Raw genomic sequence first — 22936 nt, forward strand, 5'->3', positions numbered from 1 at the left:
TCCAGCGGGATCGGTGGCCGGACGGCCTCGGTACGGGCCTGGGAGAAGTCTGCGGCCGCCCGGCGTTTGACATCTCCCTTTTCTCTGATCATGCTTCTACTAATGAATTAATGAAAGCATGGAAGGTGACGTGATCGAGTACCGGATCGATCGACAGAGCGGCATCCCCGCCTACGTACAGATCGTGCGGCAGACCGAACAGGCACTCCGGATGGGTGTGCTGCAGGTCGGGGACAAGCTCCCGACGGCCAGGGAGGTCGTCGCCGCCACCGCCATCAACCCCAACACCGTGTTCCGGGCCTACCGGGACCTGGAGCAGGCCGGACTGGTGCGGTCGCGGCGCGGGCTCGGAACCTTCGTGACGCGATCGCTGGCACGGCCCGGCGCGGAGGACGACTCGCCGCTGCGCACCGAACTCTCCGCATGGGTCGCACGGGCCCGGTCGGCCGGGCTGGAACGCGACGACGTCCTGGCGCTGGTCACGGCGGCCTTCGACGAACACGAACGCGAACGCGAACAAGCGCAAGCGCGCGAGCAGCGAAACGAGCACGACCCGGGCGACCGGGGACAGAAACAGGAGGACGCATGACCGGGCCTGACGAGCCGGCCGCGCTGAGCGCCACGGACCTCGGATTCCGCTACCGGGCGCGCGGTGGCTGGGCCCTGCGGGACTGTGGTTTCACGGTGCCCCGCGGCCGTATCACCGCCCTGGTCGGACGCAACGGCGCGGGCAAGAGCACGCTGCTGCACCTGGCCGGCGGGCTGCTGCGCCCCACCCGGGGCGCGATCCGGGTGCTGGACACCGCCCCGGACACGGCCGGGGCACGCACCCGGGTCGCCCTGGTCACCCAGGACAAGCCGCTCTACCCGCGCTTCACCGTGGCCGACACGCTGCGCATGGGCGGCAGGCTCAACTCCGTGTGGGACGCCTCGGTCGCCGAACGGGTCGTCCGCGAGGGCGGCATCGCCCAGGCGGCGCGGGTGGGTGAGCTGTCGCCGGGGCAGCGCACCCGGGTGGCGCTCGCGCTGGCCCTCGGCAAGCGGCCCGACCTGCTGCTGCTGGACGAGCCGTTCGCCGACCTCGACCCGGTGGTGCGCGGCGAGGTCATGGCGACGCTGATGGCCGAGGCCGCCGAGCGCGAGATGAGCATCGTGCTGTCCTCGCACGTCCTGCCCGACCTGGAGCAGACCTGCGACTGGGCGGTGCTGCTGCGGGCCGGACGGGTCGCGCTGAGCGAGGACACCGACGTGCTCCGCGAGAGCCACGCCCTGCTCACCGGGCACATCGACGAGGAGCCCGCGCTGGCCGGCCACACCGTGGTGCACCGACGGACGCACGGGCGGCAGCTGACCGCCCTGGTCCGGCGGCGCGGCCCGCTCGGCGGCGACTGGTGCGTGGAGCGCCCCGGCCTGGAGGAGATCCTCCTCGGCCACCTGCGGTCCGGCTCCGGGAACACGCCCGAGGACATGAAGGAGGCGGCGTGAAGGGCTCGTTGTGGCTGGCGTGGCGTCAGCAGCGGGTACTGGTCGCCTGCGGCGCCGTCGTCCTGGTGGCCGCCGCCGCGCTCGCCGCGTACTTCCGCTCGGACATGCTGGACGACCTGCGCAGCGGGATGTTCGACCACTGCGACCCCGGGCCGCTGTACTGCAGCGGGCCCGACGGACCGCCCCGGTTCCTGGACGTCGAACCGCTCAGGCTCCTCGGGGCGCTCAACATCGCCCTGCCCGTGCTGATCGGCATGTTCTGGGGCGCGCCGCTGCTGGGACGCGACCGGGAGCTGGGCACGCACCGGCTGGTCCTGTCGCAGGGGGTGAGCCGGGCCCAGTGGTTCGCCTCCCGGTTCGCGCTGGCCGCGGGGTGCACCGTGGCCCTGTCCGGTGCCCTGGCCCTGCTGTTCCGCTGGTGGTGGGAGCCGGCCGCCAACCGCAGCTACGGCGTCTTCTGGTACGAGGCCACCGCCCTGACCGGCTCCGGCCCCAGCACGGTCGCGGCCGCGCTGTTCGGCCTGGCCGCCGGCACGCTCGCCGGGCTGCTGACCCGCCGGGTGCTGTCCGCGACGGCGTGGACGCTGTTCGTCACGGCGGTGGTGACGGTCCTGGTGCAGTGGACGCACCGGGCCCGGCTGCTGGTGCCGCCCGAGCGGTACGTCAGCTCCGGATGGCAGCCCAAGCCGCCCATGGGCGACAAGTGGTCCACCGGGACCTACGGTCTCGTCACCGCCTCCGGCGGCCGCGAGGACGTGGTGAGCTGCCCCTTCCCCGCCGGTGACGAACTGCGCCGGTGCATGACCGGGCACGGCTACGTGGCCCGCTACTACGAGGCCAATCCGGCCGGCGACTACTGGACGTTCCAGTGGATCGACACGGCCCTCCTCGGCGGCCTCGCCCTCGCACTCACCGTCGCCGCGGCCCTGCTGCTGCGCCGCCGGGTCTGAACACTTCCCACCCCTGCTCCCCCACCCCGTACGGAGGTCGGTCCGTCATGCCCAAGGACGCCAAGTCCCCGAAGAAGCTGCGCAGCAACCGCGCCGCGCTCACCCACAAAGTCGGTTACGCGCTGCGCCACCCCGAGCGCGTCGCTCCCTACGTCCGCCGGGCCGGCCGCGATGCCTGGCTGCGGCTCAAGCACCCCGACCACGTCGGCTACTACCGGGCGGTGATGGCGTCCGACACCCGCCGCAACCCGGAGGCCGCGGTCGGCAGCCGGACCCACGACCGCTGGCTGGCGCTCGGGCAGATGCAGTTCGACTACCTGATCGAGCACGGGCTGCGCCCCGGGCACCGCATGCTCGACATCGGCTGCGGCAACCTGCGCGGCGGCTGGCGCTTCATCGACCACCTCGACACTGGCCACTACTACGGCATCGACATCTCGCCGGACATCCTGATCGCCGCCAAGAGGACACTCACCGAGCGCGGACTGCAGGACAAGCTGCCCCACCTGACCATCACCGGCGACCTCACGCTGGACTTCCTGCCCGACGACCACTTCGACGTCGTCCACGCGCACAGCGTCTTCTCCCACTCGCCGTTGAACGTCATCGACGAGTGCCTCGCGCACGTCGGCCGCGTCCTGACGGACACCGGGTTCTTCGACTTCACCTTCGACCGCACGGAGGGCACCGAACACCAGGTACTGCGCGAGGACTTCTACTACCGCACCGAGACCCTGCTCGCCCTGGCCCGCAGGCACGGCCTGCACGCGCGGTTCATGGAGGACTGGGAGAAGCGCCCGCACGGCCAGTCCAAGATCCGCGTCAGCCGCTCGCCCCTGCCGGCGTAGCCCACCACGGCCTTCGCGGCCGTAGGACCGGACGACGCGTCCGGTCCTACGGCCGCGAAGCCGTCCGGTCCTAAGGCCGGGGGTCGGTGCGCCGCCACGCGGGACGGGCGTCCGCGCCGCGGCGGCCGGCCGCGGCGGCGCAACGGGGACAGACCCGGCGCACCTCGTCGGCCGCGCCACCGGACTCGGGCAGCACGTCGGCCCAGCCGACGGACGGGAAGCGGGACAGCTGCGACCGGTGCAGGGACAGCCCGCACACGGTCTGGTTCATGCCCTGTTCCCACGCGTGCACCTCACCGGCCGGCAGCCAGCGGTTGTCCTCCGCGTCCCACCAGCGGCCCGAGGCCGCCACCTCGTAGCGCCGTCTCCTGGCCATCGCCCCGGCCCGCCGCCTTTCCTCCGCCGCGTACGCGCTGTCCCGCCCGTCCCGAGTGCCCCGCGCCCGCGCCGGCCACACCCGCGTACCGCCTCCTGTGTGATCACTCCGCACGCCCCGCCCGTTTCGGTCGTTCCGTCTGCTTAACATGCGGGGTCCGCGCACCACGGGTCGGCGTCACCGCACGCCCGGGCCCGGGCGCGGACCGCGCACACCGGCTCTCCCGACGCGAGGACCCGTGCCGGCGTGCGCGGAGCGACCGCCCGGGGCACACCCGGCTCCCCGTGCCGCCCGCCCACGGACCGCCCGCCCCGTACGAGAGGACACCGGATGGCGCCCACCGGCCGTCACAGCGCACTGGCCGAGCACGCCTTCTCCCCGCACGACGCCGTGCTGCGCGCCGCCGCCGGGCACCTCGGCCGTCGGCGCTTCCTCACCGTCACCGCGGCGGCCGCCGCGCTCGCCTTCACCACCAACCTGCCGGCCCGGGGCGCGGTCGCCGCCCGCGAGCGCACCGCCCGGATCACCAAGGACCCCTTCACCCTCGGCGTCGCCTCCGGTGACCCGCTGCCGGGCTCGGTGCTGCTGTGGACCCGGCTGGCGCCCGAACCCTTCCTGGAGGACGGCGGGATGGGCACCGAGCGGGTCGCGGTCGAGTGGGAGGTGGCCCTCGACGACCGCTTCGCGGGCGTCCTGTTCCGGGGCACCGCCGACGCCCACGCCGAGTACGCCCACAGCGTGCACGTCGACGTCGCGGGCCTGACACCGGGCACCGAGTACTACTACCGCTTCCGGACCGGGCCCTGGACCAGCCCGACGGGCCGCACCCGCACCGCGCCCGCGCCGGGCAGTGACCCGGGCGCCCTGAGGCTGGCCGCCGTCGCCTGCCAGGCCTACCAGGACGGCTACTACACCGTGCACCGGCACCTCGCCGAGGACGACGTCGACCTGGTCTTCCACCTCGGCGACTACCTCTACGAGTACGCGGTGAACCCGGCGGGCGGCGAGCGCCGCTACACGGACATCACGCTGCCCGACGTGTTCGACCGCGAGACCATGACGCTCGCCGACTACCGGCTGCGCTACTCGCTCTACAAGAGCGACAAGGACCTCCAGGCCGCGCACCACGCCCATCCCTTCGTCGTCACCTGGGACGACCACGAGACGGAGAACAACTACGCCGGCGGCGTCCCGGAGAACGCCGTGCCGCCCGCCGAGTTCCTGCTGCGCCGGGCCGCCGCCTACCGTGCGTACTGGGAGAACCAGCCGCTGCGCGCCGCACAGCTGCCCCAGGGCCCCGACGCGCGGCTGTACCGCCGGCTGCACTGGGGCACGCTCGCCCAGTTCGACGTCCTGGACACCCGCCAGTACCGCTCCGACCAGGCGTACGACGACCGCCCGCACGCCCCCGGGCCCGAGTCCGACGACCCGGCGCGCACCCTCACCGGGGCCGCGCAGGAGAAGTGGCTGATCGACGGCTGGCGGAACTCGACGGCGCTGTGGAACGTCATGCCGCAGCAGGTCTGCTTCTCCCAGCGCAGGTTCGACGTGACCGCCGACGCCGCGCTCTCCATGGACGCCTGGGACGGCTACCGGGCATCCCGCGACCGGGTCGTCGCCGGGGCGAAGGCGGCCGGGGCCGACAACTGGCTGATCCTCACCGGCGACGTGCACGTGGCGTACGCCTTCGACGTCAAGGACGACTTCGACGACCCCTCGTCCCGGACCCTCGGTACGGAGGTCACCTGCACCTCCGTCGCCAGCGGCCGGGACGGCGTGGAGCAGCCCGCCAACTGGGACACGTACATGCGGGCCAACCCGCACCTGAAGTTCTACGACGGCAGGCGCGGCTACGTCCGCGCCGAACTCGGCCACCGGGCGGCCCACCTGGACTTCAGGACGGTCCCCGCCGTCAGCACACCCGGCGCGCCCGTCACCACGGCCGCGTCCTTCGTCACCGAGGCGGGCGCCCCGGGGCTGCACCCGGCCTGAGCCGGGCGCGACGGACACGCGCGCGTACTGCACTTGGCACCCAAAGGGTCCCCCATCGCGGGAAAGACGCCTGGGCCCGGCATCGCCGCAGATCTTTCCGGCAAGTCCTGTGACTTCGCCGCGGTCTCACAGCGACCCACGGTCACCACCGTTTCCGCCGCTGTTTTCCGCTGTCTCGCACAGCCCTCGAAGGAGGCACATCGCATGGTCGGCAGACATGCCGCGCGCACCCGCCGCGCCGCCCTGACCGCGCTCGGCGCGCTCGCCCTGACCGCGCTCCCCTCGGCCGCGACGGCCGCGCCGCCGCCCGCGCCGGGACCGCTGCCCACCGCCGCCCAGACGCTCGGCGCCGACAAACCGTCCGCGCAGGTGCTGCGCGCGATGGAGCGCGACCTCGGCCTGACGCCGGACCAGGCGACGGCCCGGCTGGTCAACGAGGCGGAGGCCGGCACCCGTGCGGGGCGGCTGCGCAACACGCTGGGTGACCGCTTCGCCGGGGCCTGGGTGAGCGGCGCGACCTCCGCCGAGCTGACCGTCGCCACCACCGACGCCGCCGACACCGGCGCGATCCGGGCACAGGGCGCCAAGGCGGCGGTCGTCGAGAAGCCGCTGGCCGAGCTCGCCGCGGTGAAGCGGAAGCTGGACGCCGCCGCCGTCCGGACCGGGGCCGCCGAGACGCCGGTCTGGTACGTCGACGTGAAGACCAACCGGGTCGTGGTCCAGGCGACCGGGGAGGCGGCCGCGGCGGCCTTCGTCGAGGCCGCCGGCGTCGGTGCCGAGAACGTGGGCGTCCGGGTGTCCCCGAACCGGCCGCGGGTGCTGAAGGACCTCGTCGGCGGCGACGCCTACTACATCGACGCCCAGGCCCGCTGCTCCATCGGCTTCTCCGTCACCAAGGACCGGCAGCAGGGATTCGCCACGGCCGGTCACTGCGGCAGGCCGGGCGCGAAGACCACCGGGTACGACCAGAGCGCCCAGGGCACCTTCCAGAGCTCCACCTTCCCCGGCAAGGACATGGCCTGGGTGGCCGTCAACGCCGACTGGAGCGCCACGCCCGACGTCAAGGCGCAGGACGGGCAGAAGGTGCAGATCGCCGGCTCGGTGGAGGCGCTCGTCGGGGCGTCGGTGTGCCGTTCCGGGTCCACCACCGGCTGGCACTGCGGCACGGTCCGCCAGCACGACACGAGCGTCCGCTACGCCGAGGGCACCGTCGACGGGCTGACCGAGACCACGGTGTGCGCCGAACCCGGCGACTCCGGCGGCCCCTTCGTCGCGGGCGCCCAGGCGCAGGGCACCACGTCGGGCGGCTCGGGCGACTGCACCAGCGGCGGCACCACCTTCTACCAGCCGGTCAACCCGCTGCTCGGCGACTTCGGTCTCACCCTGACGACCACGTCCGCCACGGCCCAGGCGCCCGCGCCGCAGGACAACGCGTCGGCGGACGCGTGGGCCGCCGGCCGGGTCTACCAGGTCGGTGCCACGGTGTCCCACGCGGGTGTGCGGTACCGGTGCCTGCAGAACCACCAGGCACAGGGCGCCTGGTCGCCGGAGAGCACGCCGGCCCTGTGGCAGCGCGTGTGACGGACCGCGGCACGCCTGACGGGCGCGCTCCGGGCGCGGGTCACCCCTCGCCCGGAGCGCGCCCGTCGTCCCTCGGCGAGGAACGCGTAGGCGGTGGCGATGAACGGGTCGCGGGCGCGGAAGCGGCGGGTGCACACCGCGGCCAGGGCCGTGCCGGTGTCGGGGCGGAAGCCGAGGAACGCCCGTCGGCCGAGGGCGGTCCCGCTGTGGAAGTACATCGATCCGCCGTCGGTGGGGTGCCGCCGTCGGTGGGGTGCCGCCGCCCGCTCGCGCGTGGTCTCCGCTCCGAAGAGCGGAGACCACGTCCGAAGCGAGGTCCAGCACCGTGCCCTGGAGAAGGGCCGACGTGCTCGACTGCTCCGTCTCACTGCTCCCGTCGGTCCGTCAGCCCTTCTTCGGGCGGGGGCCGGGGGCGACAGCGGCAGGTGTCCGCCGCCGGACTGCAGGGCCGGAGCGGTGCGCTCGCGGCTGTCGCGGAAGACTCCGTCGAGCTCCGCGGGGTCGAGCGCCGCTTCGATGTCGATGTTCTGGGTGACTTCCTCGAGCACCTTGTCGTTGGAAGGCATTTCACCATCTCCTCCGGTAGCCAAAGGCCTTCGCACCACAGGCGCCCGCGGAGTCGCAAAGCATGCATTTCTTCACAGAAAACGCAAAAGAAGTTTCCCTTGATAATTCGAACATTCAGGACGCGTTGCGGACCACGCGCAGCGTCCGGACCGACGGGTCGGCGGCGTCCGGGATCAGCACGCCGTGCTCGACGCCGCTGCACAGGTAGTCGAGGACCTCGTCGGTGATGACCTCGCCGGGGGCGATCACGGGCACGCCCGGCGGATAGGGACTGACCGTCTCCGCGCAGACGCGCCCGGCGGCCCGTTCGGCCGGCACGTGCTCCGCCTCGGCGAAGAACGCGGCACGCGGCAGCATGGCCTGTTCCAGCTCCAGGGCCGAGGGTTCGGGCAGGTGGACGGGCGGGCGGCGCTCGATGGAGCCGGCCCCGTCGACGAGTGCGCGCAGGGCGCCCAGCAGGACCTCCTCCGTGTGGTCGTCGTCGGCGTGGGTGACCGAGGCGCTGATCCGGCAGGTGTCGGAGCCACCGAGGTCCACGTGGCAGTGGTCCCGCACCCATTCGGTCGCCTGCATGCCGCTGATGCCCAGCTCCCGCACGTCGATCACGATCTTGAGAGGGTCGTAGGCCGCGGCGAGTCCCGCGTCGACGACCTCCTGTCCCATGGGCCGCAGGCCGGGGAGGTCCCCGGCCGCCGCCCGGATCCGCTCCGCGCGGCGCAGGGCGGCGTCCAGCAGGCTGTGGCCCTGTTCGACCATCTGCCGGCGCCAGCCGTCGAGCGTGGCGTACACCAGCGACGAGGCGCTCGTCGTGCCCAGCAGGTCCTCGCGCTGCGCCAGCACCTCGGGCGACACCCGGTCGTACTGGAGGTGGAAGACGGAGCTCTGCTCGATGGCGCCGCCCATCTTGTGGACGCTGGTCACCACCAGGTCGGCCTCGGCGTCCATCCCCCAGGCGGGCAGGGCGGGATGGAAGGGCAGATGGGCGCCCCAGGCCTCGTCCACGATGAGGGGCACGTCGTACTCGTGGCACACCCGGGCCACGCCGGCGATGTCCGCGCAGGTGCCCCAGTCGGTGGGCGTGATCAGCAACATGCCCTTGGCGTCCGGGTGTTCCTCCAGTTTGCGGCGTACGTCGTCCGGCTCGGGCGGGTGGGCGAGGTGCCGTTCGCCGTCGAACTTCGGGTGCACCCAGACCGGTTCGACGCCGTTGACGACGACCGCCGCGACCACCGCCTTGTGCGCGTTGCGCGACAGCAGCAGCTTCTCGCCGGGGCCGGCCACGGCCAGCATGGCGGTCTTGACCGACAGGGAGCTGCCGCAGGTGGAGAAGAAGGCCCGGTCGGCGCCGACGGCGTCCGCCATCAGCTCCTGGGCCTGACCGATCACCCCCTGGGACTGGCGGCGGTCGTCGAGGCCGTTGAGGGAGAGGACGTCCGAGCGGAACACGTCCATCCCGACGATCTCCGCGACCCTCGGATCGGCCCCGCGTCCCTGCTTGTGTCCCGGCGGGCCGTAGGCGATGTCGCCCCGGCGCCGGAAGTCCTGCAGCGCCTCCAGTACGGGCGCCCGTGAGTGATCCATCGTTCCTCCCACGTCGGTTCGGGGGCGCCGTCCGTCCGTGGTCGACGGCTCCGCGGCGCATGGGAACGTATTGCACCCACCCGGCTGCCGAAACCCGGTGCGTGTCATGGCACCCGGACGGTGGCACCCGCACAGCACGGACCGTCAGAACCCCCGACACGAGGAGGCCGCGTGGCCCGCACACTCGACGACGTCCACCAGGAGATCCGCCAGGAGGTGGCAGGCCGGACCGGGGCGCTGTGGGACGTCGCCCTGCGGCTGCACGCCGACCCCGAGTACGCGTTCGCCGAACACCGGGCGGCGGCCCTGCTCACGGGTGAGCTGGAGGGCGCCGGATTCGCGGTCGAGCGCGGTACCGCGGGGCTGCCGACCGCGTTCGTCGCCCGCTCGGGCGAGGGCCGCCCCACCGTGGCGCTGCTGCTGGAGTACGACGCCCTGCCCGGCCTCGGTCACGCCTGCGGGCACCATCTCATCGCGGCGGCGGGTCTGGGCGCGGCGCTCGCGCTGCACGCCGTCCTGGGCGGCTCGGCCGGCTGTGTGAAGGCCGTGGGCACGCCCGCCGAGGAGGGCGGGGGCGGGAAGGCCGTCGAGGTGGACGCCGGGGTGTTCGACGGGGTGGACGCGGCGCTGATGTTCCACCCGGGGGTGTACGACTGGCGGCGGGCGCCGCTGACCGCGCAGGTGCAGTACCGGGTGGCCTTCCACGGGCGGGCCGCCCATCCGACGGGCAACCCGACCGAGGGCATCGACGCGCTCGCGGCCCTCGTGGAGCTGTTCAACGTCCTGGCCGTGGTCGGCCGACGGCTGCCGGAGGCCTCCCACGTGCAGGGCATCGTGACGCACGGGGGCACCGCCACGAACATCGTCCCCGAGTTCGCCGAGGGGCGGTTCGGGCTGCGGGCGGCCACCTCGCGGGCGCTGGACGAGCTGATCGGGCAGCTGCGCGAGTGCGCGGAGGGTGTCGCCCGGGCGACCGGTACGCGGGCCGAGGTGGAGCGTGCCACGGTCCGCTACGACCACTTCCGGGACAGCGGGGTGCTGTCCGACCGGTTCGCCGGGCACCTGTCCGCGGCGGGGATCACGCTGACGCCCCCGGTGCCGGGCGTGTACCTGGGCTCCTCGGACATCGGCAACGTCAGCACGCGCGTGCCCGCCATCCACCCCTTCGTCGCGATCATGGGCGAGGACGGCTCCGACCACACCCCCGAGTTCGCCGCGGCCGGCGCCTCGGAGCGGGCCCGCGAGGTGCTGCTCGCCGCGACCGGGGCGCTGGCGTGCACGGCCGCCGACGTGCTGCTGCGCCCGGACCTGCGCGAGGCGGCCTGGGCGCGGCACCGCGCGGCGGAGGCGACGGAGGGCTGATCCGCCGCCTCGGCGGACGCGCCGGTCCGGACCTCGTCGTCGCCGCGGACGCGTCCGTTCAGGTTCCGGAATCCTCGTCGCGGGGGCCGTCCGCCCGGTCCGCGTCCTGTGTCTCGACGCCCTTCAACGGCTCACCGGCGGTCGTGCCGCGCTTCGGCCGGTAGCCCTCGTCGGCGGTCGCCGTGCCCGGCACCGTGCGTTCGCGGGCCTGGCTCTCGGAGCCCGAGTGCGCCCCCGGTTCGTCGCTGCGCGCACGGGAGTACCGGTCGCCCCGGCGGTCCTCGTGGTTCTTGTCGCCGGTCATCTCCGCACCTCCGGTCTGCGTTCGGCTGGTGGTGTCGGGTTCCCCCGGGTCGGAGGGGGAAACGACGGTCCCGAAGGACGCGGAGCCGCTCGGAGGGGAGCCGCTGTCCCAGCCGTGCACCCCGGCGGCACAGCGGCGCAGGTCCTCGGTCTCCTCTTCCGTGGTCGACGGCCGTTTCCCGCCCACGGCCCCTCCCCGCTGCCCGGTGCGCACCGCGCCGGGGCGGTCGCGCCCGGCGGCCCCGGCGGCCCCGTCGGCCGGGTGCCCGGCGGTGCCCACCGGACGCCCTCGGTCCTCACGCGCGCCGCAGGCGCCACACGTTGTCGTCGCGGTGGCCCTCGACGCCCTCGGGCGAGGTGCTGGGCCGGCGGACGGTCTCCTTGGTCTGCACGGTCCACTCACCGGCCGGCAGCGCGAGCTCGTCGAGGACCGAGTCCAGGGTGGGGAAGACGGCCTCGAAGGGCGGTTCGGTCTGCCACGAGGGCCAGCCGGCGTGCAGGACGACCAGCAGCGTGCCGCCGTCCGCGACGGCGTTCGCCGCGCCGCTGAGGACCGCCCGCTGGTCGAGGGCCACCGGCGACTGGAGGTAGTGGGCGCTCACCAGGTCGAAGGAGCCCTCGGGGAACGAGCGTCCCAGCTCGTGGCGCTCCCAGACGACGCGGTCGCCGACCCCTGCCTCGGCGGCGTGCGCGGCGGCGCGTTCGAGCGCCGTGGCGGAGATGTCCACGCCGGTGACGCGCCAGCCGCGCCCGGCCAGCCACACGGCGTCCGCTCCCTCGCCGCATCCCAGGTCGAGCGCGGTCCCGGGGGTGAGGTCGCCCGCCTCCCGGACCAGCAGTGCGTTGGGACGGCCGCTCCAGACACGGCCGGTGTCGCGATAGCGGGCCTCCCAGAAATCGGCGGCCGGGATGGGTGCGGGCATGTCGGTCATGCGTGCCTCCTGTGGGACGGACGCGGTCGTCTGCTCGGCCGGGCCCGCGAGAGGCGCGGCCCGTCCTGCACCAGGCTGCACCCGCTCCCGCCGCGACGGCGAACGGCTTTGCCGGAACGGCAAACGCACCGCCCTCCTGCGGCCGCGCGCGTCAGCGCAGGGCGGTGGACCCGGGCTCCGATGCCTCGCCGCCGCGCACCCACACGTTCCGCGCGAAGGGGATGTCGATGCCCGCCTCGTCCAGGGCGTCCTTGACGCGGCGGCGCAGTTCGCGGGTGACGCCCCACTGCTGGAGCGGCACGGTCCTGACCGCGACGCGCACCACGACCCCGTCGGGGTCGAGGGACTGCACGCCCCACACCGAGACGTCCTCCAGCAGCAGGTCCGCGAAGTCCGGGTCCTCGCGCAGCGTGCGGCCGGCGTCCTCGAGGACGCGGTAGACGGTGTCGAGGTTCGCGTCGTAGGTCACGGCGACGTCCAGGACGGCGCGGGCCCATTCCTGGCTGTCGTTGCGGACGCGCAGGATCTCGCCGTTGCGGATGTGCCACAGACCGCCGTTGAGGTCGCGCACGTGCGTCAGGCGCAGGCCGACGTGCTCCACCTCGCCGACGGCCTCCCCCAGGTCGACCGAGTCGCCGACGCCGTACTGGTCCTCGATCATGATCAGCAGGCCGGACAGGTAGTCGGCGACCAGGCTCTGCGCGCCGAAGCCGATCGCCAGGCCGACGACTCCGGCGCTGGCCAGCAGCGGACCGAGCGCGATGCCCACCTGGTCGAGCACCATGGCGACGCCGACCATGAACAGCACGATGGTCACGGCGCTGCTGAGCACCGAGCCGATGGTGCGGGCCCGCTGCTCGCGCCGCTGCCTCACCCGGGTGCGGTCGCGGTGCAGGACGGCGGGGCCTCGGCCGGACCACCGCGAGCGGGTGCGCTCGGGGGCGCCGGCCGGCGGTTCCAGTACGCGTTGCACGACCCGGGTGATGGCCCGCTTCGCCATCACGCGCACCACCAGCAGGACCACGACGATGAGGGCGATGCGCAGCGGTACTCCGACCAGCGCGGTGGTGTGATCGCCCGCCCAGTCCGGCCACGAGGCCGCCAGGTGTGGTCCCGTGGCCGTCCCGGTGGGTGCGGTTGCGTGCGTCATCGCCTCACGTGCTCCGTTCCTCGGCGTGTGTCTCCTGTGCCGTCGGCCCCGCCTACCCGCGGGGCGCTCGGACATGACACGGGAGCATGTCCCGACCCACTCGTGCGGTCGGTCCGTATATGCGCCATATGTCCGACGGTCGCGTCATCTTCACGGTGCCCGGGCCCATCACCGGCGCCGCTCCGGGCATCCGCGAGGAAGTCACTCACAGCGGAGGGGGCCTGCGGCGTGGTCACCGTTGCCGTCCTGCTGCTGCCCGGACTCGGGCTGCTGCTGTTCACCATGACGTGGCTGGAGGACAGGCTCTTCCGTGACACGCGACCGGCCCGGCACGCCCGGCGCCGACGGCACCTGCGGCTCGTACCCGGGGGCAGGGCCGGCGCGGGAGCGGGCCGGGGTCCGGCGCCGGCCGGGCGGTCCCCGGCCTCAGCGGACCGGGACGCCGCCTGACCCCGAGGCCGCCGGCAGGGCTCGCGGACGCGCCCCGCGCCGCTCGGGCCGCCAGGTGGACACCAGGGCGGCGGCGAGCAGCAGTTCGGCGATGTCACCGCCGTAGTACATGATCTCCGCCCCCTGCCGGACCTGGTCGACCGGTGCGTGGATGTGGACGAAGAACCCGCCGTACATCGCCTGGGCGATCAGGGCGTGGGCGGCGATCGCGATGCCGAGGTACACGAGCCGGGCCTTCACGCCCGGACGCCCGGGCGCCGGATCGGGGCCCGCCACGGCGTGGGCGAAGAGGCATCCGGACGCCAGGAAGTGGGCGTTCATCAGCCCGTGCCCGGCCGGATGGCCCATGGCCGCGTCGTAGAGCGGGGTGAAGTACAGCAGGCCCAGGGTGCCGGTGCTCAGGGCGAGCGCCACGGCGGGGTGGGTGACGCGGCGGACGGGGCGGCCGTGCAGCAGCGTGGTCACCCGGCGGGCGTGGGACGGCGGCAGGGCGCGGAGCAGCAGGGTGACCGGCGCGGCCAGGACCAGGAGCAGGGGCGCGTACATGCCGATGAGCATGTGCTGGGCCATGTGCCCCCGGAAGTCGGTGTGCGCGGCCGGCCCCAGCGGTGGCAGCAGGGCCGCGGCGAGCAGCGCCGCCCCGCCGAGGAACGACGCCGACCGCAGGCCGCTCCAGCCCAGCGCGGGGTTACGGCGCCGGACCCGGCGTACGGCGAGCAGGTAGGCGGCGGTGACGGCCGGCAGGACCAGCAGGATCAGCAGGACGGTCAGGGTCGTCCCGGTGACCGGCACGGCGTCACCGGCCGGACCGTGGTGGTGCGGGGAGTGCGCGTGGTCCGCCGGCCCCATCAGGCGCGGCCCCCGGCCCGCCCGGCGTCTCGGTGGGCGCCAGGGTCGAAGGGCCGGCCCCCACGCTGGAGCAGATGACCTGCGACCAGGAACAGGGCGCCCAGGACGAGGAACCCGGCGTCCCACCATGCCTGGTGGGGGCCGCCGTGGACGTGATGGATGCCCAGGATCTGGTGGTCCAGGAGCCCTTCGACCAGGTTGAACACTCCCCAGCCCGCCAGGATCCAGCCCCACAGCACCCGGGAGGTCCACACCGCCCGCCGGTTGTGCGTGACCCGGGAGTACAGCAGGGCCAGGCCCAGCAGCACGGCGATCCAGCACACGGCGTGGAAGATGCCGTCCCACACGGTGTTCATCTCCAGGCCGGAGACGGTCTGCGGGTCGTAGTACTTCACTCCGACGCGGTCGTGGTCGGTGCTGGTGAGCATGTGGTGCCACTGCAGGAGCTGGTGGAGCAGGATGCCGTCGACGAAGCCGCCGAGACCGATCCCGAGGGCGATGCCGGGCAGCCGGATGCTGTTCGGCGCCGTCGCGGCGGCTCGGGTCTCGCCTGTCGTGGTGGCCATCGCCTGTTCTCCGTCCCGTCGGCGGGTGCGCGGACCTTCCGGAACACGGTTTCCCCGATCAGCCGTGCGACGCCACCCGACGGCCGGATCCTTCCGCCGTTCTGCGTCACGTCCTCCGCCACCCGTGCCCTCGCGCCCGTCGTAGGGTGAGGAGGCGAACGGGTGATCACCGACGGCCGCGACGCCGGCCGGACCGAGGAGACGCATGGACACCGGACAACAGGACGACGCGGGCGCGGAGTTCGTCACCTTCTGGCAGGAGCGCCGGGTGTGCTTCCTGTCGACGCCGCGCGCCGACGGCAGCCCGCACCTGGTCCCGGTCGGTGTGACGTACGACCACGCCACCCGCACGGCACGCGTCATCACGAGCCGGGACACCGCGAAGGTGCGCCATGTCGAGCGGGCCGGCAAGGCCACGGTCGCCGTGAGCCAGGTGGACGGCCGGCGCTGGTCCACGCTGGAGGGTGTGGCGACCGTACGGGACGACGCCGACGCGGTCCGGGACGCGGAGGCCCGGTACGCGGCCCGCTACCGGCAGCCGCGGGAGAACCCGGCACGGGTCGTCATCGAGATCGACGTGCGCCGCTTCCTCGGCACGGTACGGCCCGGCCGGGACGCGCGCACGGCGGGCGACGGCCCGGCCGGGTGAGGCGGTCGGGCCTCGCCACGCGATCGGCGTAAAGAGGGGGCGCATCCGGCCACCGCACGCCCATGACGGCCCGTTCGGGGGAAGAGGTCGGTACGACGGCTGCCCCACGAGAGACGGAACCCCATGAGTGAGGAAAACGAAGGACACGGCGGCGCGGACGGTGACGGACCGGCGCGGGGCCGTTGCCTGGTCACCGGCGCCACGGGGTACATCGGCGGCCGGCTCGTGCCGGAGCTCCTCGCCGCCGGGCACGCGGTGCGCTGCCTGGCCCGCTCCCCGCACAAGCTGCGCGACCACCCCTGGGCGCAGGACGTGGAGGTGGCGCGGGGGGACGTCATGGACGCGGACTCGGTGGCCCGGGCGATGGAGGGCGTCGACGTCGCCTACTACCTGGTGCACGCGCTGGGCACCGGCCGGGACTTCGAGGCGACCGACCGGCGGGCCGCCCGCGTCTTCGCCGAGCGGGCGAGGGCGGCGGGGGTGCGCCGCATCGTCTACCTCGGCGGTCTCACCCCGCCGGGCGTACCGGAGGACGAGCTGTCGCCGCATCTGAGGTCGCGGGCGGAAGTGGGCCGCATCCTGCTGGCCTCCGGTGTGCCCACGACCGTCCTGCGGGCCGCCGTGATCATCGGCTCGGGCTCGGCCTCCTTCGAGATGCTGCGCTACCTCACGGAGCGGCTGCCGGTGATGGTCACGCCCAGCTGGGTCCACACCCGCATCCAGCCGGTCGCCGTCCGGGACGTGCTGCGCGCCCTCGTCGGCAGCGCGCGCATGCCGGACGACGTCAGCCGCGCCTTCGACGTCGGCGGGCCCGACGTCCTCACCTACCGGGACATGATGCTGCGCTACGCGGAGATCGCCGGGCTTCCGAGACGGCTGATCCTCCCGGTGCCGGTGCTCACCCCCGGCCTGTCCAGTCACTGGGTGGGCCTGGTCACCCCGGTGCCGGCGTCCATCGCGCGTCCGCTCACCGAGTCGCTGCGGCACGAGGTGGTGTGCCGGGAGAACGACATCGAGCGGTACGTGCCGCCGCCGCCCGGCTGTCCGCTCGGTTTCGACGACGCCCTGCGGCTGGCGCTGCGCCGGGTGCGGGAGGCGCGGGTCACCACCCGGTGGTCGTCCGCGTCCGTGCCGGGCACACCCAGCGATCCGCTGCCCACCGACCCCGACTGGGCGGGCGGCAGCCTCTACACGGACGACCGCGAGCTGACCGTCGACGCCCCGCGCGAGGCGCTGTGGCGGGTGATCGAGGGCATCGGAGGCGACAACGGCTGGTACTCCTTCCCGCTCGCCTGGGCGGTACGGGGCCGGCTGGACCGGCTGGCCGGCGGGGTGGGCCTGCGCCGCGGCCGACGCGACGCCGCCCGGCTGCGGGCGGGGGACTCGCTGGACTTCTGGCGGGTGGAGGAGATCCTCCCCGGTCGGCTGCTGCGGCTGCGTGCCGAGATGCGGCTGCCGGGCCTGGCCTGGCTGGAGATGTACGCCGGGACCGACGACGCCGGCCGGACGCGGTACCGCCAGCGGGCCCTGTTCCATCCGCACGGGCTGGCGGGCCAGGCCTACTGGTGGAGCGTGTGGCCGTTCCACGCCGTCGTGTTCGGCGGTATGGCCCGCAACATCGCCCGGGCCGCCGCCCGGGACCACGGCCCCGCCCCGGAGCGGCCACCCGCCTGAGGCCCGCCAGATGTTTCTGGCGGTGCGGTCTCACGGAGTGTCAGGACGGCGGGTGGCAGCCCCGGTTCCCGCGTCCGACAGGCCGTGGGAACCGCTCCGCGCGGGTCCCCGACCGGGGCGGGCCGCGCACCGCCACCGCGCCACCGTGCCGTGGGGCGGCGGGGGGGGGGGGGGGGCCCGCCCCCCGGGGGCCCCCCCCGGGGGGGGGGGGGGGTTGGGGGGGGGGGGGGGGGGGGGGGGGGCCCGGCGGGGGCCCCGGGCGGCCGCGCCCGGCCCCCCCCGGCCCCCCCCCGCCCCCGGGGGGGGGCCCCCCCCCCCCCCCCCCCCCCCCGGGGGGGGGGGGGGGGGGCGGGGCGCCGGCCCCCGGCACGGGTCAGGCACCGACGTAGGCCGCGAGGTGTTCTCCGGTGAGGGTGGAGCGGGCGGCGACGAGGTCGGCGGGGGTGCCCTCGAAGACGATCCGGCCTCCGTCGTGGCCGGCCCCCGGCCCGAGGTCGATGATCCAGTCGGCGTGGGCCATGACCGCCTGGTGGTGCTCGACGACGATGACGGACCTGCCGGAGTCGACGAGCCGGTCCAGCAGACCGAGCAGCTGCTCGACGTCGGCGAGGTGGAGGCCGCTGGTCGGCTCGTCGAGGACGTAGACGAACCGGTCGCCGCCCTTGTCGGCCATGTGGGTGGCCAGTTTGAGCCGCTGCCGCTCGCCGCCGGACAGCGTGGTGAGCGGCTGGCCGAGGGTGAGGTAGCCGAGGCCGACGTCGGCGAGCCGCTCGAGGATCCGGTGCGCGGCGGGCGTACGCGCCTCGCCGGCGCCGAAGAACTCCGCGGCCTCGGTCACCGGCATGGCGAGCACCTCGCTGATGTCCCGGCCGCCGAGGCGGTACTCCAGCACCGACGCCTGGAACCGCTTGCCCTCGCAGTCCTCGCAGGGGGTGGCGACGCCGGCCATCATCGCCAGGTCGGTGTAGAGGACGCCGACGCCGTTGCAGGTGGGGCAGGCGCCCTCGGAGTTGGCGCTGAACAGGGCGGGCTTGACGCCGTTGGCCTTCGCGAACGCCTTGCGGATCGGGTCGAGCAGTCCGGTGTAGGTCGCCGGGTTGCTCCGCCGCGAGCCCTTGACGGGACTCTGGTCGACCGAGACGACGTCCGCACCGGCGGGGACCGAGCCGTGGATCAGCGAGCTCTTGCCGGACCCCGCCACGCCGGTGACCACGCAGAGCACGCCGAGCGGGATGTCGACGTCGACGTCCCGCAGGTTGTGCGTGTTCGCGCCGCGGATCTCCAGCGCGCCGGTCGGCTTGCGCACACTCTCCTTGAGGCGGGCCCGGTCGTCGAGGTGGCGGCCGGTGATCGTGCCGCTGGCCCGCAGCCCCTCGACGGTGCCCTCGAAGCAGACGGTGCCACCGGCCGCGCCGGCGCCGGGGCCGAGGTCGACGACGTGGTCGGCGACGGCGATGACCTCCGGCTTGTGCTCCACGACGAGCACCGTGTTGCCCTTGTCCCGCAGCCGCAGCAGCAGACCGTTCATGCGCTGGATGTCGTGGGGGTGCAGGCCGACGGTGGGCTCGTCGAAGACGTACGTGACGTCGGTGAGCGAGGAGCCTAGGTGGCGGATCATCCTGACGCGCTGGGCCTCGCCGCCCGACAGCGTGCCGGCCGGCCGGTCGAGGGAGAGGTAGCCCAGCCCGATCTCCACGAACGAGTCGAGGGTGTGCCGCAGCGCGTCCAGCAGCGGTGCGACCGACGGTTCGTCGAGGGAGCGGACCCATTCGGCGAGGTCGCGGATCTCCATGGCGCAGGCGTCGGCGATGGAGATCTTCCCGATCCGCGAGTTCCGGGCGCCCTCGCTCAGGCGGGTGCCGTCGCACCCGGGGCACGTGGTGAAGGTGACGGCCCGCTCCACGAAGGCCCGGATGTGCGGCTGCATCGCCTCCTTGTCCTTGGACAGGAACGTCTTCTGGATCTTGGGGATCAGGCCCTCGTAGGTGAGGTTGACGCCGTTGACCTTCACCTTGACCGGCTCGCCGTACAGGAAGTCCCGCAGTTCCTTCTCGGTGTAGTCGCGGATCGGCTTGTCCGGGTCGACGAAGCCGGACTGGGCGTATACCTGCACGGTCCACTGGCTGTCCGACTTCCAGCCGGGGATGGTGAACGCGCCCTCGTTCAGCGACCTGGAGTCGTCGTAGAGCTGGGTGAGGTCGATGTCGGAGACCGTGCCCCGGCCCTCGCAGCGGGTGCACATGCCGCCGGTGCGCTCGTAGGTGGCCTTCACGGCCTTCTTGGCGCCGCGCTCGACGGTGATCGCGCCGCTCGCCCGCACCGAGGCGGTGTTGAAGGAGTACGCGCTGGGCGGGCCGATGCGCGGCTCGCCGAGCCGGCTGAACAGGATGCGCAGCATCGCGTTGGCGTCGGTGGCGGTGCCGACGGTGGAACGGGGGTCGCCGCCCATCCGCCGCTGGTCGACGCTGATCGCGGTGGTCAGGCCGTCCAGGACGTCGACCTCGGGCCGGGCCAGGGTCGGCATGAAGCCCTGCACGAAGGCGCTGTAGGTCTCGTTGATCAGCCGTTGCGACTCGGCGGCGATCGTGTCGAACACCAGTGAGCTCTTGCCGGATCCGGAGACCCCGGTGAACACCGTCAGGCGGCGTTTCGGTATCTCTATGCTGACGTCCTTGAGGTTGTTCTCCCGCGCGCCGTGCACGCGGATCAGGTCGTGGCCGTCGGCAGTGTGCGGCGCAGGCGGGCGCGTGTCGGTCCGCGTGGCCTTGCTCATGGTCTCTCCATCTGTCGTGCGGGGCCGGCTGCGCGGCCTCCGTCGGCATCCACTGGCTCGGTCTGCGAGCAGTATGTCCGGTCGTCGCGCACCGTCGGCGCGAAACGGCTCGACGACGTCCGTCGGCGCGGACCAGGTTGCCGACGGGGGCGCGGTCGCACAGGCCGTACGGCTGCCCGGCCGGTCCCTGACCGGTCCGGTCCGCCGCCGGCCGCCGCGACCGGCTCCGGGGTGGCTCGGCCCGTCCGGGCCGTGGGAGACTCGCCGCATGGGACGGCCGACACTCGACGACCTGGTCCGGCTGCGGCGGGCGCGCGACCGGATGGACCGGGACTACGCCGAACCGCTGGACGTCCCCGCGCTGGCGCGGGAGGCCCTGATGTCACCGGGGCACTTCTCCCGCAGTTTCCGCGCCGCGTTCGGCGAGACGCCCTACAGCTATCTGATGACCCGCCGCGTCGAGCGGGCCAAGGCGCTGCTGCGGCGCGGCGACCTGACGGTGACCGAGGTCTGCTTCGAGGTCGGCTGTACGTCGCTGGGGTCGTTCAGCTCGCGTTTCACGGAGCTGGTCGGCGAGAGCCCGAGCGCCTACCGGGCCCGGGACCACGGCCCCGGTGCCGCCGTCCCGGCCTGTATGGCCAAGATCCACACGCGGCCGGTCAGAAAGAGAGAAGCGGGGCCCGCCGTGCGGCCGTAGCGTGAGCGGCATGGACATCAAGCTCTCCCAGTGCTTCATCGCCGTCGACGACCACGACCGGGCGATCGCCTTCTACCGCGACGTGCTCGGCCTCGAGGTGCGCGACGACGTCGGGTTCGAGGGGATGCGCTGGGTGACCGTCGGGTCGCCCGCGCAGCCGGACGTGAACATCGTCCTGGAACCGCCCGCCGCCGACCCCAATGTCTCACCGGCGGACAAGCGGGCCATGGCGGAGCTGATGGCCAAGGGCCTGCTGCGCGGCGTCATCTTCGCGACGGACGACTGCGACACCACCTTCGAGCGCGTCAGCGCCGCGGGCGCCGAGGTGCTGCAGGAGCCGATGGACCAGCCCTACGGCGTCCGCGACTGCGCGTTCCGCGACCCCGCCGGCAACCTGCTGCGCTTCACCCAGCCCCTCGGGACGTGAACCCCGCGATCCGGTTTCGGCGGTAACGGTTTGAGCCCCGCGCCGGGGGGCATTCGGCGTGCCAGGTGCTTGGGACGACAGGCCCGTCGCGGCGGTGGCCGTCGGTTCGCTCCTCGAAGCGCCCCCGGTGCCTTCCGTGACCGTTCGACCAGGTGAGACGGGAGGAAGCACACGCGATGAACAGCCGGAGCGACCGCACACGGCACGGCCGCGTCGACGGACGGCCTCCTCCCCGTCCGGTGCCGGCCGATGTCTGACCAGCCCCGCCCGACCTTCGCACGAGGGAGAACTCCCATGCTCATGGCCCACCCCGCCGTTCTGACCGACCTGCTCAGGCAGTACGCGTCCCTGCAGGCCCTGCACGCCGAGCACGGCACGCCCGAGGCCCGTCAGCGGCTGGAGGACGTGTCCTACACCCTGTGCATCGCCACCGGGACCCGGGACATCGACTCCGCCCTGGCGGCCGCCCGCCACCAGCTGCCCGGCGCCCGGCCGACGGACGACTCCGTCATCGCCTCGGCGTGACGGGCCTTCGGCCGGGGCCGGTTCGGCGGTGTCCGGCGGTCGCGGCGCGGTCGGGCGAGCGGGCGGCGGTGCCCGCCCGCGGAGGACGGGCCGCCGGACTCACGCGCCGTCCCGGCCGGCCGGGACGAGGACCAGCCGGCCCCTCACCGTGCCGGCCTCCAGTCGCCGGTGCGCCTCGGCCGTCATCGACAACGGCAGGCGGTCGGCGATGCGCGGGCGCCACGGGGTGTCGCGCAGGACGCTCACGACCCCTCCGGCCGCCTCGGCGAGGTCGGCGGTCGTGGCGTTGCTGATGGCGAAGCCCACGATGCTCGCGTCCTTGGTGTACAGGCGGCCCAACGGCAGGGCCGAGGGGCCGCCGCCCAGCCCGACCATGGCGACCAGGCGCCCGCCGTGCGCCAGCAGGTCGACGGAGTCGGCCAGCACGCCGTGCCCGGAGGTGTCGAGGTGCAGGTCGTATCCGCGGGGCGCGGCCCGGCGCAGGTGCTCGCCGAGCCCGGGCGCCCGGTGGTCGAGGACCTCCGCGGCGCCCAGGGCGCGGACCGCCGGGGCGTCCTCGGCACGCGCGGTCGCGATCACGCGGGCACCGGCCCGGGCGGCCAGTGCGACGGCGGCGCCGCCCACGTTGCCGGCCCCGCCGCCGACGTACACGGTCTCGCCGGACCTCAGCCTCCCGTGCCGGAACAGCGCGAGCCAGGCCGACGCCGCCGGGTGGGCGGCCGCGACGAGGTGCTCCCCGGCGATGCCGGGCGGTGCCGGGTAGAGCCGGTCGGCGGCGACCGTCGCGTACTCGGCGCAGGCCCCCTGCCGGCCCGCGTGGCCCAGGCTGTTGCACCACACCCGCTGCCCGGGCGTGAAGCCCGCCGCGCCGCTCCCGGTCTCCGCGACCTCGCCCACCAGGTCACGTCCGACGACGAAGGGGAACGGGAGCGGAGTGGCGTAGGCCCCGGACCGTACGAAGGTGTCCACGGGATCGACGGCGACGGCCTCGACGCGGACGAGCACGTCCGTGGGCCCGACGGGCGGCACGGGGAGCGTCCCGTACCGGATGGCGTCGGCCGGGCCGACGGCGTCGATGCAGGCGGCCCGCATCACGTCGGGGACTGCGCTGACCGGCATGGCTCCTCCTGGGGTCGGGGCGCGTCGGGTACGACGACGCCGTACCACCCGATCATGAGCCCGATGCCACGCACGGGCAG

Annotated in this window: 22 protein-coding genes and 2 pseudogenes; 13 read left to right on the top strand and 11 right to left on the bottom strand. The window is 74.1% G+C overall.

Going from position 1 to position 22936, the window contains the following annotated elements; genetic code table 11:
* Positions 1-118: 118 nt before the first annotated feature.
* From ACIRFH_RS25195 to ACIRFH_RS25210, 4 genes are read left to right on the top strand one after another with little or no spacing between them, the layout of a single operon-like run.
* Entirely contained in the window at positions 119-589 is a 471-nt protein-coding gene (locus ACIRFH_RS25195; RefSeq protein ID WP_403524923.1) for a GntR family transcriptional regulator, read from the top strand.
* On the top strand, positions 586-1485 hold the full coding sequence (locus ACIRFH_RS25200) for an ABC transporter ATP-binding protein (RefSeq protein WP_403524926.1): 900 nt from the start codon (positions 586-588) through the stop codon (positions 1483-1485). The genes ACIRFH_RS25195 and ACIRFH_RS25200 overlap by 4 nt, the downstream gene beginning before the upstream one ends.
* Complete coding sequence (locus ACIRFH_RS25205) at positions 1482-2435, top strand: transporter (protein WP_403524929.1); 954 nt, start codon at positions 1482-1484, stop codon at positions 2433-2435. The genes ACIRFH_RS25200 and ACIRFH_RS25205 overlap by 4 nt, the downstream gene beginning before the upstream one ends.
* Positions 2436-2482: 47 nt before the next feature.
* Positions 2483-3283 (top strand): class I SAM-dependent DNA methyltransferase, encoded by an 801-nt coding sequence (locus ACIRFH_RS25210; RefSeq protein WP_403524932.1) that lies wholly within the window; start codon positions 2483-2485, stop codon positions 3281-3283.
* 70 nt (positions 3284-3353) lie between these two features.
* On the opposite strand, the gene ACIRFH_RS25215 is transcribed toward ACIRFH_RS25210, so the two are convergent.
* The gene (locus ACIRFH_RS25215) at positions 3354-3659 is read right to left on the bottom strand and encodes a hypothetical protein (RefSeq protein WP_403524935.1); all 306 of its coding nucleotides are present in this window, start codon (positions 3657-3659) and stop codon (positions 3354-3356) included.
* A gap of 330 nt (positions 3660-3989) precedes the next feature.
* Between ACIRFH_RS25215 and ACIRFH_RS25220 the strand changes: the two genes are divergently transcribed.
* Positions 3990-5651, top strand: coding sequence for an alkaline phosphatase D family protein (locus ACIRFH_RS25220; RefSeq protein ID WP_403524938.1), 1662 nt, complete (start codon positions 3990-3992; stop codon positions 5649-5651).
* A 204-nt stretch (positions 5652-5855) separates the two neighbouring features.
* A complete protein-coding gene (locus ACIRFH_RS25225) occupies positions 5856-7232 on the top strand; it encodes a carbohydrate-binding protein (protein WP_403524941.1) in 1377 nt (458 codons plus the stop codon).
* A 71-nt stretch (positions 7233-7303) separates the two neighbouring features.
* On the opposite strand, the pseudogene ACIRFH_RS25230 reads toward ACIRFH_RS25225, so the two are convergent.
* The 3 genes and pseudogenes from ACIRFH_RS25230 to ACIRFH_RS25240 all read right to left on the bottom strand — a co-directional run.
* Positions 7304-7474 (bottom strand): annotated as a pseudogene (locus tag ACIRFH_RS25230) (penicillin-binding protein); the annotation flags it as partial.
* A 142-nt stretch (positions 7475-7616) separates the two neighbouring features.
* Positions 7617-7798 (bottom strand): annotated as a pseudogene (locus ACIRFH_RS25235) (hypothetical protein).
* A gap of 115 nt (positions 7799-7913) precedes the next feature.
* Positions 7914-9380, bottom strand: coding sequence for an aminotransferase class I/II-fold pyridoxal phosphate-dependent enzyme (locus ACIRFH_RS25240; protein WP_403524944.1), 1467 nt, complete (start codon positions 9378-9380; stop codon positions 7914-7916).
* A 171-nt stretch (positions 9381-9551) separates the two neighbouring features.
* Between ACIRFH_RS25240 and ACIRFH_RS25245 the strand changes: the two genes are divergently transcribed.
* A complete protein-coding gene (locus ACIRFH_RS25245; protein ID WP_403524947.1) occupies positions 9552-10742 on the top strand; it encodes an amidohydrolase in 1191 nt (396 codons plus the stop codon).
* A 58-nt stretch (positions 10743-10800) separates the two neighbouring features.
* Here the strand turns inward: ACIRFH_RS25245 and ACIRFH_RS25250 are convergent, their stop codons facing one another.
* From ACIRFH_RS25250 to ACIRFH_RS25260, 3 genes are all read right to left on the bottom strand, one after another.
* Positions 10801-11325 (bottom strand): hypothetical protein, encoded by a 525-nt coding sequence (locus ACIRFH_RS25250; protein WP_403524950.1) that lies wholly within the window; start codon positions 11323-11325, stop codon positions 10801-10803.
* Positions 11326-11341: 16 nt separating this feature from the next.
* A complete protein-coding gene (locus ACIRFH_RS25255) occupies positions 11342-11977 on the bottom strand; it encodes a class I SAM-dependent methyltransferase (RefSeq protein WP_403524953.1) in 636 nt (211 codons plus the stop codon).
* Between the two features lie 151 nt (positions 11978-12128).
* Positions 12129-13127 carry a mechanosensitive ion channel family protein gene (locus ACIRFH_RS25260; RefSeq protein ID WP_403524956.1) on the bottom strand — a complete coding sequence of 333 codons (999 nt, stop codon included), beginning with the start codon at positions 13125-13127 and terminating at the stop codon, positions 12129-12131.
* 228 nt (positions 13128-13355) lie between these two features.
* Between ACIRFH_RS25260 and ACIRFH_RS25265 the strand changes: the two genes are divergently transcribed.
* Positions 13356-13577 carry a hypothetical protein gene (locus ACIRFH_RS25265; protein ID WP_403524959.1) on the top strand — a complete coding sequence of 74 codons (222 nt, stop codon included), beginning with the start codon at positions 13356-13358 and terminating at the stop codon, positions 13575-13577.
* Here ACIRFH_RS25265 and ACIRFH_RS25270 read toward each other — a convergent pair.
* The gene (locus ACIRFH_RS25270) at positions 13554-14426 is read right to left on the bottom strand and encodes a cytochrome c oxidase assembly protein (RefSeq protein ID WP_403524962.1); all 873 of its coding nucleotides are present in this window, start codon (positions 14424-14426) and stop codon (positions 13554-13556) included. The two genes, ACIRFH_RS25265 and ACIRFH_RS25270, sit on opposite strands and share 24 nt — an antisense overlap.
* Positions 14426-14992: a DUF2243 domain-containing protein gene (locus tag ACIRFH_RS25275; protein WP_403524965.1), complete on the bottom strand. Its 567-nt coding sequence runs from the start codon at positions 14990-14992 to the stop codon at positions 14426-14428. The genes ACIRFH_RS25270 and ACIRFH_RS25275 overlap by 1 nt, the downstream gene beginning before the upstream one ends.
* A 205-nt stretch (positions 14993-15197) precedes the next feature.
* On the opposite strand from ACIRFH_RS25275, the gene ACIRFH_RS25280 reads away from it, so the two are divergent.
* On the top strand, positions 15198-15641 hold the full coding sequence (locus ACIRFH_RS25280; protein WP_403524968.1) for a pyridoxamine 5'-phosphate oxidase family protein: 444 nt from the start codon (positions 15198-15200) through the stop codon (positions 15639-15641).
* 123 nt (positions 15642-15764) lie between these two features.
* Positions 15765-17315 (top strand): SDR family oxidoreductase, encoded by a 1551-nt coding sequence (locus ACIRFH_RS25285; protein WP_403524971.1) that lies wholly within the window; start codon positions 15765-15767, stop codon positions 17313-17315.
* A 373-nt stretch (positions 17316-17688) separates the two neighbouring features.
* On the opposite strand, the gene ACIRFH_RS25290 is transcribed toward ACIRFH_RS25285, so the two are convergent.
* Positions 17689-20088 carry an excinuclease ABC subunit UvrA gene (locus ACIRFH_RS25290; protein ID WP_403524974.1) on the bottom strand — a complete coding sequence of 800 codons (2400 nt, stop codon included), beginning with the start codon at positions 20086-20088 and terminating at the stop codon, positions 17689-17691.
* 268 nt (positions 20089-20356) lie between these two features.
* Here ACIRFH_RS25290 and ACIRFH_RS25295 point away from each other — a divergent pair, with 268 nt between their 5' ends.
* From ACIRFH_RS25295 to ACIRFH_RS25305, 3 genes are all read left to right on the top strand, one after another.
* On the top strand, positions 20357-20785 hold the full coding sequence (locus ACIRFH_RS25295; protein ID WP_403524977.1) for a helix-turn-helix transcriptional regulator: 429 nt from the start codon (positions 20357-20359) through the stop codon (positions 20783-20785).
* Between the two features lie 10 nt (positions 20786-20795).
* Positions 20796-21212 carry a VOC family protein gene (locus ACIRFH_RS25300; protein WP_403524979.1) on the top strand — a complete coding sequence of 139 codons (417 nt, stop codon included), beginning with the start codon at positions 20796-20798 and terminating at the stop codon, positions 21210-21212.
* A gap of 294 nt (positions 21213-21506) precedes the next feature.
* The gene (locus ACIRFH_RS25305) at positions 21507-21737 is read left to right on the top strand and encodes a DUF5133 domain-containing protein (protein ID WP_403524982.1); all 231 of its coding nucleotides are present in this window, start codon (positions 21507-21509) and stop codon (positions 21735-21737) included.
* Between the two features lie 99 nt (positions 21738-21836).
* On the opposite strand, the gene ACIRFH_RS25310 is transcribed toward ACIRFH_RS25305, so the two are convergent.
* The gene (locus ACIRFH_RS25310; protein ID WP_403525128.1) at positions 21837-22829 is read right to left on the bottom strand and encodes an NADPH:quinone reductase; all 993 of its coding nucleotides are present in this window, start codon (positions 22827-22829) and stop codon (positions 21837-21839) included.
* Positions 22830-22936: the final 107 nt, after the last annotated feature.

Origin of the sequence: Streptomyces sp. NPDC093586 (genome assembly GCF_044764905.1) — a bacterium.
Classification (GTDB): Bacteria; Actinomycetota; Actinomycetes; order Streptomycetales; family Streptomycetaceae; genus Streptomyces.